The 14,284-nt window shown below is 66.4% G+C and carries 14 protein-coding genes; 5 read left to right on the top strand and 9 right to left on the bottom strand.

From position 1 onward, the window contains the following. Window positions 1-3 precede the first annotated feature (3 nt). On the top strand, window positions 4-2,682 hold the full coding sequence (gene mdeB / locus CBY09_RS05830) for an alpha-ketoglutarate dehydrogenase (RefSeq protein ID WP_094287342.1): 2,679 nt from the start codon (window positions 4-6) through the stop codon (window positions 2,680-2,682). Between the two features lie 73 nt (window positions 2,683-2,755). On the opposite strand, the gene CBY09_RS05835 is transcribed toward mdeB, so the two are convergent. After that, entirely contained in the window at window positions 2,756-3,421 is a 666-nt protein-coding gene (locus tag CBY09_RS05835; RefSeq protein WP_094287344.1) for a TetR/AcrR family transcriptional regulator, read from the bottom strand. A 121-nt stretch (window positions 3,422-3,542) separates the two neighbouring features. On the opposite strand from CBY09_RS05835, the gene CBY09_RS05840 reads away from it, so the two are divergent. After that, window positions 3,543-4,061, top strand: a complete 519-nt coding sequence (locus CBY09_RS05840) for a DoxX family protein (protein ID WP_094287346.1) — start codon at window positions 3,543-3,545, stop codon at window positions 4,059-4,061. 424 nt (window positions 4,062-4,485) lie between these two features. Continuing rightward, a complete protein-coding gene (locus CBY09_RS05845; RefSeq protein ID WP_063463142.1) occupies window positions 4,486-4,719 on the top strand; it encodes a hypothetical protein in 234 nt (77 codons plus the stop codon). A gap of 36 nt (window positions 4,720-4,755) precedes the next feature. On the opposite strand, the gene CBY09_RS05850 is transcribed toward CBY09_RS05845, so the two are convergent. The 8 genes from CBY09_RS05850 to CBY09_RS05885 all read right to left on the bottom strand — a co-directional run bounded on the left by CBY09_RS05850 (window position 4,756) and on the right by CBY09_RS05885 (window position 11,895). Further along, window positions 4,756-5,730: a threo-3-hydroxy-L-aspartate ammonia-lyase gene (locus CBY09_RS05850; protein WP_094287348.1), complete on the bottom strand. Its 975-nt coding sequence runs from the start codon at window positions 5,728-5,730 to the stop codon at window positions 4,756-4,758. 69 nt (window positions 5,731-5,799) lie between these two features. Then, on the bottom strand, window positions 5,800-6,483 hold the full coding sequence (locus CBY09_RS05855; protein ID WP_094287350.1) for a helix-turn-helix transcriptional regulator: 684 nt from the start codon (window positions 6,481-6,483) through the stop codon (window positions 5,800-5,802). Window positions 6,484-6,630: 147 nt separating this feature from the next. Further along, entirely contained in the window at window positions 6,631-7,461 is an 831-nt protein-coding gene (locus CBY09_RS05860) for a M90 family metallopeptidase (RefSeq protein ID WP_094287352.1), read from the bottom strand. A gap of 37 nt (window positions 7,462-7,498) precedes the next feature. Then, a complete protein-coding gene (locus tag CBY09_RS05865) occupies window positions 7,499-8,287 on the bottom strand; it encodes a UDP-2,3-diacylglucosamine diphosphatase (RefSeq protein WP_094287354.1) in 789 nt (262 codons plus the stop codon). 35 nt (window positions 8,288-8,322) lie between these two features. Beyond that, window positions 8,323-8,850 carry a peptidylprolyl isomerase gene (locus CBY09_RS05870; RefSeq protein ID WP_094287356.1) on the bottom strand — a complete coding sequence of 176 codons (528 nt, stop codon included), beginning with the start codon at window positions 8,848-8,850 and terminating at the stop codon, window positions 8,323-8,325. Window positions 8,851-8,872: 22 nt separating this feature from the next. Next, a complete protein-coding gene (locus tag CBY09_RS05875; protein ID WP_094287358.1) occupies window positions 8,873-9,457 on the bottom strand; it encodes a peptidylprolyl isomerase in 585 nt (194 codons plus the stop codon). Further along, complete coding sequence (locus tag CBY09_RS05880) at window positions 9,454-10,743, bottom strand: L,D-transpeptidase family protein (RefSeq protein ID WP_094288046.1); 1,290 nt, start codon at window positions 10,741-10,743, stop codon at window positions 9,454-9,456. Before CBY09_RS05880 ends, CBY09_RS05875 begins: the two co-directional genes overlap by 4 nt. Window positions 10,744-10,818: 75 nt before the next feature. Next, complete coding sequence (locus CBY09_RS05885; RefSeq protein WP_094287360.1) at window positions 10,819-11,895, bottom strand: L,D-transpeptidase Cds6 family protein; 1,077 nt, start codon at window positions 11,893-11,895, stop codon at window positions 10,819-10,821. A 225-nt stretch (window positions 11,896-12,120) separates the two neighbouring features. Here CBY09_RS05885 and cysS point away from each other — a divergent pair, with 225 nt between their 5' ends. Continuing rightward, entirely contained in the window at window positions 12,121-13,500 is a 1,380-nt protein-coding gene (gene cysS, locus CBY09_RS05890) for a cysteine--tRNA ligase (RefSeq protein ID WP_094287362.1), read from the top strand. Between the two features lie 47 nt (window positions 13,501-13,547). Further along, complete coding sequence (locus tag CBY09_RS05895) at window positions 13,548-14,222, top strand: DNA-3-methyladenine glycosylase family protein (protein ID WP_205734095.1); 675 nt, start codon at window positions 13,548-13,550, stop codon at window positions 14,220-14,222. The last annotated feature ends 62 nt before the right edge of the window (window positions 14,223-14,284 follow it).

Here is a 14,284-nt window from a genome sequence, read left to right on the forward strand (position 1 = left end):
CCCATGAACGCCCCACTGCCCCCCCACCTCCTCAGCCCCCAGGACACCCTGGCCGACATCGACCCGCAAGAAACCGCCGAATGGCGCGATGCCTTCCTGGCCCTGGTGGCCACCGAAGGCCCCGAGCGCGCGCGGTTTGTGTTGCAGGAGCTGGTGCGCCTGGCCCGCACCCAGCGCGTGGGCTGGCAGCCGCAGCTCAACACGCCGTATGTGAACACCGTGGCGGCCCAGGCGCAGCCCACCTTCCCGGGCGATCTCGCGATTGAAGAGCGGCTGGCGTCGCTCATGCGCTGGAACGCGCTGGCCATGGTGGTGCGGGCGAATCAAGCCTACGGCGAGCTGGGCGGCCACATCGCCAGCTACGCCAGCGCGGCCGATCTGTTTGAGAGCGGCTTCAACCACTTCTTCCGCGCCCGCGAAGGCGTGGGCGAGGGCCAGCACCGGGGCGATTTGGTGTTCTTTCAGCCGCACAGCGCGCCGGGCGTGTATGCGCGGGCGTTTCTGGAAGGGCATTTGACGGAAAACGACCTGCAGCACTACCGGCAGGAAATCACGGCCCCCAGCGCAGGCGCGCAGGGCCTGTCGAGCTACCCGCACCCCTGGCTGATGCCCGACTTCTGGCAGTTCCCCACCGGTTCGATGGGCATCGGCCCCATCAGCAGCATCTACCACGCGCGCTTTATGCGCTACCTCACGCACCGTAATCTGCTCAACTGTGAGGGCCGCAAGGTGTGGGGCGTGTTTGGCGACGGCGAGATGGACGAGCCCGAGTCGATGAGTGCGCTGACGCTCGCCGCGCGCGAAGGCCTGGACAACCTCGTCTGGGTGGTCAACTGCAACCTGCAGCGCCTGGACGGCCCGGTGCGCGGCAACGGCCGCATCATCGACGAGCTGGAGCGGCTGTTTGCCGGTGCGGGCTGGAACGTGGTCAAGTTGGTGTGGGGCAGCGACTGGGACGGCCTGTTTGCCCGCGACCTGACCGGCGCGCTGGTGCGCACGCTGGAAGGCACGGTGGACGGCCAGATGCAGACCTTTGCCGCCAAGGACGGCCGCTTCAACCGCGACAACTTCTTCGGCCAGAACCCCGAACTGGCCGCGCTGGCCCAGGGCATGACGGACGAGCAGATCGATCGCCTCAAGCGCGGAGGGCACGACCTGGTGAAGATCCACGCCGCCTACGCTGCCGCCGCTGCCCACAAGGGCCAGCCCACGGTGATCCTGGCCCACACCAAAAAGGGCTACGGCATGGGCACGGCGGGGCAGGGCAAGATGACCACGCACAGCCAGAAGAAGCTGGACGACACCGACCTCATCGAATTCCGCAACCGCTTCAACCTGCCGCTCACGGACGCGCAGGCGACCAGCCTAGCGTTCTACAAGCCTGCCGAAGACAGCCCGGAGATGCAGTACCTGCGCCGCCACCGCCAGCAGCTGGGTGGCTACCTGCCGCGCCGCCAGACGGCCTGCGACGTGCTGCCCGTGCCGCCCCTGGCCGGCTACGCCCAGTTTGCGCTGCAGGCCGACGGCAAGGAGATGAGCACCACCATGGCCTTTGTGCGCATGCTGGGCACGCTGCTGAAGGACGCCACGTTAGGCCCCCGCATCGTGCCCATCGTGGCCGACGAGGCGCGCACCTTTGGCATGGCCAACCTGTTCAAGCAGGTCGGCATCTACAGCAGCGTGGGCCAGCGCTACGCGCCGGAGGACATCGGCTCGGTGCTGAGCTACCGCGAGGCGCTGGACGGGCAAATCCTTGAAGAAGGCATCAGCGAGGCGGGTGCGATTGCGAGCTGGACAGCAGCCGCCACCAGCTACAGCGTGCACGGCCTGGCCATGCTGCCGTTCTACATCTACTACTCCATGTTCGGCTTCCAGCGCGTGGGCGACGCCATCTGGGCGGCTGCCGACCAGCGTGCGCGTGGCTTTTTGCTGGGCGCCACCTCGGGCCGCACCACGCTGGGCGGCGAGGGCCTGCAGCACCAGGACGGCACCAGCCACCTCGTGGCCGCCACCATCCCCAACTGCAAGGCCTACGACCCGGCCTACGCGGGCGAGATGGCCGTGATCATCGACGCTGGCATGCGCGAGATGGTGACCGAGCAGCGCGACGTTTTCTACTACGTGACGCTGATGAACGAGAACTACGCGCAGCCCGACCTGCCCGCAGGCGCTGCAGACGGGGTCTTGCGTGGGTGCTATGTTTTCAGGAGCTACCAGGGCAATGTGGACGCGCGCAAAGGCCTTGTTTCTTCTCAAAGTTCCGTCACCCTGATGGGTTCCGGCGCCATCCTGACCGAGGTGGTCAAGGCCGCAGAACAACTCGCCAGCGAAGGCCTGGATGTGACCGTGCTCAGCGTCACCAGCTGGAGCGAACTGGCCCGCGACGGCGTGGCCTGCGAACAGCGCGCGCTGGCGGGTGAAGAAGGGGTGGAGCCCGGCACCCCCTGGCTTGCCGCCCAACTGGCCGCCACCAGCGGGCCCGTGGTGGCCGCCACCGACTACGTGCGCGCCGTGCCCGAGACAGTGCGCGCATTTATCCCCGAAGGGCGCAAGTACATCACCCTGGGCACCGACGGCTTTGGCCGCAGCGACACGCGGGCGGCGCTGCGGGAATTTTTTGGGGTGGATGCGCAGGCCGTGGCGCGTGCTGCCCGCAGCGCAATCGGTCGGCTCAAGGCCTAAGGCAGAAGGCATAAGCCTGCGAGCGAGCCGCGCCCCGCGCGCTGTGCCACCTCGGGCGCCGAAGGACAGGGGCTCAGGAGTCGGGGGGCAGTTGGAGGGGCGCCAGCAACCCCTGCATCAGCACCTGCAGCGCCGCGCGCGTCTGTTGGCTGGCGGCATGGTCAGGCGATAGTGGAGCGGCGGTGGGCGAGCCGATCTCCGCCCCTACACCAGGCGGCTGGCCCAGCAGGTGCCCGCCCTGCAACAGCGCCAAGCCGTGGACCATGGCCCAGCATGCGTGGGCCAGTGCGCGCGGGTCACCTGTGCGGAAGCTGCCGTGCTGCTGGCCCTCGGCCACCAGGGTCTGCAGGTCGTTGAACAGGTCGGCCGCCACGGCGCGCAGGCGCGGTGGCGCTGTGGCCCGGGCTGCAGCGCCGAACATATGGGCCAGTTGCCGGGGGTGCTGGCGCCCGAACTGCACATAGGCCAGACCGCTGGCCAGCAGCCGGTCTGGGCTGCCCTGGGCGGCTGCTATCGCCTCGCTGCTGGCCTGGCGCAGGGCCTCGAAGCCTTGTTCGGCCATGGCGTCCAGCAGGGCCTGCTTGTCGGCAAAGTGGCGGTAGGCCGCTGTGTGCGAAACCCCCACCGCCTTGGCCATCTCGCGCATCGACAGGCCGTCGAGCCCGGCGCCTTCCATCTGCTCCAGCGCGTAGGCCAGCAGGGTGCTTTTGAGGTCGCCGTGGTGGTAGGGGCTGGTCATGGATAGGCGTTGGCGGACACAAAAAGTGCAGAAAAAGAAAACGACAGGAAAACATTGAATGTTGACGGTGGAAACTTTAACACTCTAGAATGTTTCCATTGTTAACATCAAGGTGTCTGCCATGAGTTTTCTGCTGTTGATCATGGGTGCCAGTGCGCTGGCTTGGCTGGTGCGTCGGCTGGCGGGGGGGCGCCCCGGCCTGCGGTGGGCCATGCGCTGGGGCATGGGCCTGGGTTTTGTGTTCACGGGGGTGGACCATTTTGTGAACGCGCAACTGCGCTATGTGCCCATGATTCCCGACCTGCTGGCGGCGCAGGCGCTGTTCTGGGTGTATCTGACGGGGGTGGCCGAACTGGCCGGGGGCTTGGCCCTGCTGCTGCCCCAGCGCCTGCTGGATCGCGTGGGGTTGCCGCGCCTGCACCAACTGGCCGGGCTGGGGCTGGCGGCGCTGCTGGTGTGTGTGGTGGTGGCCAACGTCCATGTGGCGCAGCAGGGCCAGCAGGTGCATGGGCTGCCGTTTGGCGCCTGGTACTACTGGGTGCGGCCTTTGCTGCAGCCGGTGTTCGTTTTGTGGGCGTTGTACTGCTCGGGCGTCTGGGCGGGGTTTGCAAGGGAGGCTGTCCCCGCCGATGGACGCTAGGGTCATCTTTCCGCGTCGGGCGAAGATGGATGCAGAGCGGCGAATTCAATCCTGGTATGGCCTGAGTGCTACATATTTGATAGCTAATGAGGCAATTTGGATGGGCGGAGAAGGCCGTTTTCGCTCTAACTTTTTGCCTTCGTGCACCGAGCCCCGGCCACCGGGCAGTCCCACCTGCCTCCCCTAGGGATCCTCTGCGCAAATCATCGCGCCGTGTGCATCTGCGGTCTCGGGCGGTCTGCGGCGTTGCAAATACTCGCAATAGCTACGGCTATTGCTGCGTTTTGCGCCTTGCAGCCCATCCCGATCCGCAGCGCACACTTACCGCTCGATTCGTGCAGAGGATCCCTAGGGTCGAACACATTGCCCAGCCTGTAACAGCTTCCTAGAATGGGTTGTAACCGAGCAACTGCCGGAGGGCACCATGGCACATGTCAGCTGGGACCACAACCCGCCTACCACCTGGACCGCGATGGTGGACGGGCAAGCGATCTGCTCCGTCAAGCGCAAAGACATCGGCGGATGGACTGCCGCCTGGGAGGACGAGCGCCTCTGGCCCGCACCGGCCCACTTGCCCAAGGCCATGCCCCAGCCGATGCGGTTCTTCAGCAGCCTGGAAGAGGCCCAGGCAGCGGTGGAGCAGGCGCTGTCGGCCTGAGGTGTTTTCAGGCTGGCGGGGCCGGGCGGGGGCCCGTCACCTTGCCACCAAGGCGCAAAACCGTGCCAGGTCCACGTTGCCGCCGCTGATGAGCACGCCCACGCGCTGGCCCTTGAGTTCGCTCTGCATGGCCCGCGCCGCAGCAAAACCCAGGCAACCGGTGGGCTCCACCACCAGCTTCATGCGTTCGGCAAAAAAGCGCATGGCATCCACCAGCTGTTCGTCCGTCACCGTGAGGATGTCGTCCACGTCGCGGCGGATGATGGCGAAGGTGATGTGGCCCAGGTGCTGCGTCTGGGCACCATCGGCAATGGTGGTGGGCGTGTCGATGTGCACGATGGAGCCGCTGCGGAACGACTGCTGCCCATCGTTGCCCGCTGCAGGCTCCACGCCATAGAGTTTGGTCTGGGGCGAGAGTGCGCGCGTGGCCAGGGCCGAGCCTGACAGCAGCCCGCCGCCGCCCAGGCACACAAAGAATGCATCGAGCGGGCTCACCTCCTCGAACAGCTCCTTGGCAGCCGTGCCCTGGCCGGCCAGCACATCGGCATGGTCGTAGGGCGGGATCAGCGTGAGGCCATTCTGCTCCGCCAGGTCGCGGGTGATCTGCTCGCGGTCTTGTGTGTAGCGGTCGTAGAACACCACGGTGGCGCCGTAGCCCTGCGTGGCCGCCACCTTGGCGGCGGGTGCGTCTTGTGGCATGACGATGGTGGCCGGGATGCCCAGCTCGCGCGCGGCCAGCGCAATGCCCTGCGCGTGGTTGCCTGAGGAGAACGCGACCACACCAGCCTTGCGCTGCGCGGGGCTGAATTTTGCGAGCGCGTTGTAAGCCCCCCGGAACTTGAACGCGCCCATGCGCTGCAGGTTCTCGCACTTGAAGAACACCTGGGCGCCAAATTCTTCATTGACGGTGCGCGAGGTGAGCACCGGTGTGCGATGGGCCACGCCCGCAATGCGGCCAGCGGCGGCCACCACGTCGTCGTAGGTGGGAAGGGCGGGGAGGGTTGGGGTCATGGTGAAGTCCGGGTGGGAAGTGAAAAAATCAGATGCGGCGGGTGCGGCAGGCCGGGTTGTGGGGCCGTGTCATTTCACGTCGCCATACACCGTGGCACGCGACACGCCCAGGTGCTGTGCCACCACCTCCATGGCGCGGCGCACTTCCAGGCTGCCCGAGGCTTTGAGTTCGCGCAGCAGCGCGCGCCGCTCGGCCGCCTTGAGGGCGCGCGGTGCCGACGACAGCCGCGCCGCGAACTGGTCAATGCGCTGGCGGATGGCTTCGGCCCCGGCGGGGTCCAGAGATTCCTTGAGCCCTGTGTCGCCGTCCGTGGCGATGAACTGGCCCACCACGCTCTGCAGGCTGCGAAACAGCGTCATGTCCACGTTCAGGCACAGCGCCGCGATGTAGTGGCCCGACGCGTCCTTGATGCCCACCGAGGTGCTCTTGGCCGGGCGGCCGTCAGCGAACTGATTGGCGTAGTTGGCGACCACCTGCGGATAGTCCGGATCCGCGATGCGTGTGAGCCCCATCTCGGTGGTGGGGTCACCCACCATGCGCCCCGACAGGTTGTTGTGGATGGCCAGGATGGAGTGCTTGGGGTCCAGCAGATCGTGCACCACCACCTCGCAGAAGGGGGCAAACGTGGCGGCGAGGCCTTGGGCGACCTGTTCGATCTGGGAGAGAAGGGCGGCTTGTTCGGCGGTGCGCTGTGGAGTCCCCCGGCGGGTGCGGGGACGGGGGTGGGCGGGTGCGGGGACATGTGCAGGCATAGCGGCAATTTATCCAGAATTGTATAAATTGTCAAAATATGGACTTTTTGTCTTGTGGGCAGGCAATTCCATGTCTGCAACGCCCTGGCATCAGCAAGCAGAGGCAATGCCTGCGGGGGCTTCTCGCTCCGCGTGCGGCTTTGCTCGTCAGTTCGCGTGGGCGGGGCGCTGAAAGAAAGTGTCCAGCACCGGCATCAGCCCCGGAAACTCTTGCGCAAACCGCTCGCGGTTCACGAAGTACGCCTCGCAGGCCACAGCGAAGAATTCGGAGGGCGAGGTGGCCCCGTAGGCGTCCAGCCAGGGGCGTTCTGCGCCGAAGCGCTCGGCCTTGATGACGGCCTCGCGGAAGTCCTGGTAGGCGGGCTCCCAGGCGTTCCACCAGGCTTCGTAGGCAGCGCGGCCGGTGCGCGCGCCCATGAAGCCGGCGGGCAGGGGCGGGCAGCCGTTGGGCTCGCCGTTTTTCATGTCGAGTTTGTGCACAAATTCGTGCACCACCACGTTGTGGCCGCGCGCGGTGTTTTCGGTGGCGTTGGCCACATGTTCCCAGCTCAGCATGATGGGGCCGCGCTCCATGGCTTCGCCCAGCAGCACCTGCGTGTGTTCATGCACCACACCGGCTTCGTCCATGGTTTTGCGGCGGGCTACGGCCTCGCCGGGGTGCAGCACGATGCCCACGAAGTCGTCGTACCAGGCCAGCGCCTTGGCAGGATCGCCCCAATGCAGCAGGGGCAGGCAGGCCTGGGCTGCAATGTCGATGGCCATGGCGTCGGTCACCACCAGGCCGTGGGCACCGTGAAACTCCTTGTGGTGCAGGAAGAGGGCGCTGAGCGCGCGCAGCTTGGACTGGTCGTGCAGCGACAGCGCCGCCAGGAAGGGGTAGCGCTGCAGTGTTTGCAGCCACAGCGTGGCGGAGATGTCGGGCACCGGGGCCACGGTGGAGCGCACGTGGCGCCAGAGCCGGTTGAGAAAAGGGGGCATGACGATCAGGCTGCAAGGCGGTCAGGCCCCGCGCAGTTCAGGATCGCTGGTAGCTGGGGGCCAAGGTGACCCGTTCCAAGCCCGCGCCGGACAAACGCAGTGTTTCCAAGCGAGGAGGCAATGCGGCGGCGTCCCAGTCACTGAGCACCACGCGCTGCAAGCCCGGGGCCAGCAGGTGGCTGGCAGGCTTGTGGGTGTGGCCGTGGATGAGCGTGCGGGCGCCTGCGGCCTGCAGCCAGGCAATGGCGGCCGGGCCGTCCACATCGGCATAGCTGGCGCCGGATTGTTTGCGCGCCTCGCTCTCCTGCCGGATGCCGCGTGCCTGCGCACGGCGTGTGGCCAGGGGCTGGGCCAGAAACTGCTGCTGCCATTCGGCGCTGCGCGCCTGCACCCGAAAACGCTGGTAGTCCACATCCTGAAGGCACAGCAGATCGCCATGGCTGAGCACAAAGCGCTGGTCACCAAACGCCAGCACGGTAGGGTCGGCCAGGCCGGTGATGCCGCAATGCGCCAGAAAGGCCGGGCCCGCCAGAAAATCGCGGTTGCCGTGCATGAAGTACACCGGCAGGCGCTGCGCGGCGGCCCGCAGGGTGGCGCAGCATGTGGCCTCGAAGCTGCCGGGCTCCTGCAGGGCATCGTCGCCCACCCACACCTCGAACAGGTCGCCCAGGATGAAGAGGGCGTCGGCCTGCGTGGTCTGCAGGTAGTGCTGCCAGGCGGCCACGGTGGCGGGCTCGCTGGCCTGCAGGTGCAGGTCCGAAATGAATTCGACCGTGCGCCAGTGCGAGGGAGCGGCAAGCTCCTCGAACGGGGGCACGGTCGTCAACGGGGCGGCAGTCAAGGCCCGAGCAGGCTGTGGATTTACAGGGCCACGGCCTTGTCGATCACGACAGCGTCGAATGGCACGTCATCGTGGTAGCCCTTGCGCGTGGTGCGCACGGCCTTGATGGCGTCCACCACGTCCTGGCCCTTCACGACCTTGCCGAACACGGCATAGCCCCAGCCTTGGGCGGTGGGCGAGGTGTGGTTCAGGAAGCCGTTGTCCACCGTGTTGATGAAGAACTGGGCCGTGGCGCTGTGGGGGTCGCCGGTGCGGGCCATGGCCAGGGTGTACTTGTCGTTCTTCAGGCCGTTCTTGGCTTCGTTCTCGATGGGGGCCTGGGTTTCCTTTTGCTTCATGTCGGCTGTCATGCCGCCGCCCTGGATCATGAAGTTCTTGATCACGCGGTGGAACACGGTGCCGCTGTAGAAGCCGCTGTTCACGTAGCTCAGGAAGTTGGCCGTGGACTTGGGCGCGTTCACGGCGTCCAGTTCGATGGTGATCACGCCCTGGGTGGCGGTTTCTGCCACGTTGATGGTCACGTGGAGTTCAACTTGTGGATTGCTCATTGCAGTGCTTTCTTGAAAAAATTCACTTCACCACGGTGGCCGAAGTGATGGTGATGGGGGTGGTGGGCACGTTCTGGTGCGGGCCCTTGTTGCCAGTGGCCACGGCCTTGATCTTGTCCACCACGGCGGTGCCTTCCACGACCTTGCCGAACACGGCATAGCCGTGGCCGTCGGGGCTGGGGGCGTTGAGCATGGCGTTGTCCTTCACGTTGATGAAGAACTGCGAGGTGGCCGAGTCGGGGTTGCCTGTGCGGGCCATGGCGATGGTGTAGGTGTCGTTCTTGAGGCCGTTCTTGGCTTCGAGTGCGATGGGGGCCTTGGTGGGCTTTTGCTGCATGTCGGCCGTGAAGCCGCCGCCCTGGATCATGAAGCCGTCGATCACGCGGTGGAAGATCGTGCCGTCGTAGTGCTTGCTGTTCACATAGGCTAGGAAGTTCTCGACCGTCTTGGGCGCCTTGGCGGCATCGAGCTGCACCACGATGTCACCCATCGAGGTGGCCAGCTTGACCTTGGGGGCTGCGTCTTGCGCGTAGGCGGGTGCTACTGAAAAAATAGCTGCCAGGGCAATGCTGGCAAGCGCCAGGGTCGAATTTCTTCTGGAAATCATCCAATCACTCCTTCGAAAAATATCTGCCAATGTGGGCCACGCCGCGTCCAGTACTGGCGCTTGGTCGGGCCGGTGCGGGCGCCTTCGGCGACTTCGCCGAACGTTACCACCATGGTGTCGGCCGAGTCTGTCCAGCGCAGGTAAGACTTGTCCTTGAGCTGGAGTTCCCGGCCCTTGAGCGCCCGGGTTTCGGCCTGCAGCACCTGGGCCCATTCCTCCAGCGGCTTCTTGCGGTAGCTCTGGAAGTCGGGGGCGTAAAAACTCAAGAGGCGCTTCATGTCGCCTTCGGTCTTGGCGGTGCGCCAGGCGTTGAGCACGGCCTCGAACGATTTGCGTTCGGCCGCCACGCTGTGGGGCAGTACCCATTGCAGCTGGCGTGCAATCACCACGGGCGTGGAGCGGGGCTCCACCGTGCGCAGGATGCGCTCCAGGTCGGGGTTGGCCAGCACCAGGCAGCCGTCGGTGGCCAGGGGCGCGCGCGCGAACTGGTCGGGAGGCGTGCCGTGCAGCCAGATGCCGCTGCCCGTCTTGCCCCGGCTCTGGTCCAGCGGGTTGGGGTAGTTGATGGGCAGGGCGCCCGCGCCGTAGAAATCCTTGAGCGTGGCGGGGTCCAGGCGGCTGGTGATGAAGTACACCCCGAGCGGTGTGCGCTGGTCACCCTCCACCTCTTTTTCGATGCCGAGCTTGCCCACCGACGCGTAGTAGTCGGCCACCAGCTGCAGGCCCTTGGGGGTGTTCTCGAACAGGTACAGGCGCGAGCGCGATGCGTCCACCGCAATGGCGTGGCGCGAGCGGGGGGACAGCTCCAGGAACTGGGCAGGGACGCTGTTCTCCGGCGGGCGGCTGCGTTGTGCGTCCACCCGCTGGCGCGATTCGGTGCGCAGCTCGGTGAGGGTGGCGGCGGCCTGGAGGCTGCGGGCCGAGTCGGGTTCGGGCGCCACATCACCCAGGTGGCGGATGGGGCGCGTGCGCGACATGAGCAGATCGCCCACGGCGAGCTGGGCCAGCTGGAAGTTGGGGTAGTCGCGCGCCAGGCTTTCGGCCTGCACCAGGGCCTCGCGGCCCCGGCCTTCGGCCACGAGCTTGTACACCGCCATCAGGCGGGCTTCGGCCTGGCCGTCGCGGAGGGCTTCGACGGAGACAGGCTGTGGTGCAGAGGCTGTTGCGCGCCGCTTCTTCTTCTCCTTGTCGCCCTGGGACATCGCGGGGGCGGCCAGCAGCAGGCCCGCCAGGCACAGGGCGGCAGTGGCCACCAGGCGGCCTGGTGCGGACAAAGGCACGGACATGCGCGGCATCAGGGTCGGGTCAGGGCAAAAAAAAAGCCCGCGCAAGAGGCGCAGGCGCCGCGCCGGGGTTCACGGTCAACCGCCTGTGGATTCGCGAACAATGGCCCAGCGGCCGTTGCTGTTCACCAGATCCAGGGTCTTGCGGCTGGTCACGTTGAGCGCGTCGGCGCTGTAGGCCTGGCGAAAGCGGGCCGTGGCCTTGTCACCCTGGACCGACACGGCGATGTCGGACAGCTTCACGCTGATCTTGGACTTGCCGACGATGCGGGCTTCGCGCTCTTTCTCCCAGGCGGAGCGGTTCTGGTTGCCCGGTGGATCAAAAGACTTGTCGTAGGCGCCCAGATAGGCCTTCATGTCCTTGGCGGCCCAGGCGGCGGCCCAGGCCTGCACGGCGGCTGTCACGGCCTGGGTGGACGCGTCGCTGGCGGCTACAGGGGCCGGAGCGGGGGCAGCGGCGGGCGCTGCAGCCGCCGGGGTAGCGGCGGGCGCAGGGGCTGCCGCTGCTGCCGGGGCCGGGGTGGGGGCTGCGGGTGCAGGCGCTGCTGCGGCAGGCGCCGGGCGCTGGGTGGCCACCACGGCGGCGGGTGCGGGGGCTGCCGCCGCAGGGCGGCCGGATTTGCTGGCTGCGTCGGCAGAGAACAGTTCGCGGATCAGGGCCAGCTTGGGCTTGACCGAGTTGGCGCTGTTGGCGTCCAGCTGCAGGGCCTTGTTGTAGGCCTGGCTGGCCAGCTTGGCGTAGATGTCGCCCAGGTTTTCGTGCGCGGTGGCGTAGCTGGGGTTGGTGCGGATCGCCATTTCGAGCGCCGTGCGGGCCTTGTCCAGCTGGTTCTGGTTGGCGTAGAGCACAGCCAGGTTGTTGTAGGGCTCGGGCAGCTCGGGGTACTCTTCCGTCAGCTTGGTGAAGGTGGTGATGGCCTCGCCCTGCTTGCCGCTGTCGGCCTGTGCCACGCCGCGCAGAAAGCGCAGCTGCGGGTCGCGCGGGGTGGCGGCCAGGCGCTGGTCGGCCTTCACCAGGGCTTCGGCGGCCTTGCCGGTTTTCAGCAGTTGGGTGATGTCGGAGTAGTCCTCGGCATGGGCCACGCCCGCGCCCAGCAGCGCGGTCAGCGCCACCAGGCGCAGGAGTTGTGGAAGGGTGCGGAGGACTGGCTTCATGGGGGTTCCGGGGTGTTGGGCAGCGGCCCGCCGGGGCGGGGGCTTATACTGCGGCGGATTGTAGCTGAGGGGGTTGTCATGACGGAACGCTGTTGCCGCGGGTGATTTCGCTGTAGGCCCCCTGCCGGGCCAACCCCCGCCGAGGGCTCTGAAAACCTGTTCCAGGCCCTTTGCTACCGGGTGAATCGCTTCACCCAACCACCCCTTCCCCGTGACTGAAATCCCATGAGTTTGCGCATCTACAACACGCTGTCGCGTGCATTGGAGGACTTTTCCCCGCTCGAACCTGGCCATGTGCGCATGTATGTGTGCGGCATGACCATCTACGACCTGTGCCACATCGGCCACGCCCGCATGATGATGGCGTTTGATGTGGTGCAGCGCTGGCTCAAAAGCAGCGGCTTGCGCGTCACCTATGTACGCAACATCACCGACATCGACGACAAGATCATCAAGCGCGCGCTGGAGCGGGGCATCACCATCCGCCAGCTCACCGACGAGATGATTGCCGCGATGCACCAGGACATCGGCCTGCTGGGCATCGAGCCACCCACCGTGGAGCCGCGCGCCACCGAATACGTGCCCCAGATGCTCTCGCTCATCGGCCAGCTCGAAGGCAAAGGCCTCGCCTACCGAGCGAGCAACGGTGATGTGAACTACTCGGTGCGCAAGTTCGACGGCTACGGCAAGCTCTCGGGCAAATCGCTGGACGAGCTGCGTGCCGGCGAGCGCGTGGCCGTGCTCGATGGCAAGGAAGACCCGCTCGACTTCGTGCTGTGGAAGGCCTCCAAGCCCGAGGAGCCGCCCGAGGCCAAGTGGGACAGCGAATTCGGCGCGGGCCGCCCCGGCTGGCACATCGAATGCTCGGCCATGTGCGGCGCCACGCTGGGCGAAACGTTTGACATCCACGGCGGCGGCGCAGACCTGCAGTTCCCCCACCACGAGAACGAGATCGCCCAGAGCGAAGGCGCCACCGGCAAGCCTTTGGCGAAGTTCTGGGTGCACAACGGCTTCGTGCGCGTGGACAACGAGAAGATGTCCAAGAGCCTGGGCAACTTCTTCACCATCCGCGACGTGCTCAAGAGCTACGACGCGGAGACGCTGCGCTTTTTCATGGTGCGCGCCCACTACCGCAGCGCGCTGAACTACAGCGACGCCCACCTGGACGACGCGCGCCAGGCCTTGAAGCGCCTGTACACGGCGCTGAGCCTGGTCGCCCCCGCCGAAGCGGCTGCGATCGACTGGAGCAACCCCTACGCAGCCCGCTTCAAGGCCGCGATGGACGAGGACTTTGGTACCCCCGAGGCCGTGGCCGTGCTGTTCGAGCTGGCGGGCGAGGTCAACAAGACCCGCTCGGCCGAGCTGGCCGGACTGCTCAAGGCGCTGGGTGGTTGCCTGGGGCTGCTGCAGGGTGACCCCAAGGCCTTCCTGCAGGCCGGTGCAGGTGTGAACGAAGCCGACATCCAGGCGCAGATTGCTGCCCGCGCCGCCGCCAAGGCCGCCAAGAACTTCGCCGAGGCCGACCGCATCCGCCAGGCGCTGCTGGCCCAGGGCATCGTGCTCAAGGACTCTGCCGCAGGCACGACATGGGAAGCCGCGCAGTGATCCCCATTTGTATGCAAAAAATGACGCTACGGCGCATGGGGTAAGCCGTGGCAGCTTCAAAAAAAATAGCGGGCGACGCTGCAACGCCGCCGCTGGTGCTGGCCACGCCCGACTACTGGGCCGAGGCGTGCAAGCACCTTGTCAAAAAAGACCGGGTGATGAAGCGCCTGATCCCGCAGTTTGGCGACGCCGCGCTGCAGACCAAAGGCGACCCTTTTATTACGCTGGCGCGCTCCATCGTGGGCCAGCAGGTGTCGGTGGCATCCGCCCAGGCGGTGTGGGAGCGCCTGGTGGCGTTGCTGCCGCGTGGCATGAAGCCCGCCAGCGTGCTCAAGCTCAAGATCGACGACATGCGCGCCGCCGGCCTGTCGGCCCGCAAGGTGGACTACCTGGTGGACCTGGCCATGCACTTCGAGAGTGGCAAGCTGCATGTGAAGGACTGGGCGGCGATGGAGGATGAGGCCATCATTGCCGAGCTGGTGGCCATTCGCGGCATCGGCCGCTGGACGGCTGAGATGTTTTTGATCTTCTATTTGATGCGGCCCAATGTATTGCCCCTGGACGACCCGGGGTTGATCACCGGCATCAGCCAGAATTACTTCTCGGGCGACCCCGTGAGCCGCAGCGACGCCCGCGAGGTGGCCGAGGCCTGGAAGCCCTGGTGCAGTGTGGCGACTTGGTATATTTGGCGGTCGCTCGACCCGCAGCCGGTTGCTTACTGACGCCCTCTGACGCGTTTGACCAAAAATCGTTAACCGTCGGTTACAGTGCGTGCCATTCATCG

Source organism: Acidovorax kalamii (genome assembly GCF_002245625.1).
GTDB lineage: Bacteria > Pseudomonadota > Gammaproteobacteria > Burkholderiales > Burkholderiaceae_C > Acidovorax > Acidovorax kalamii.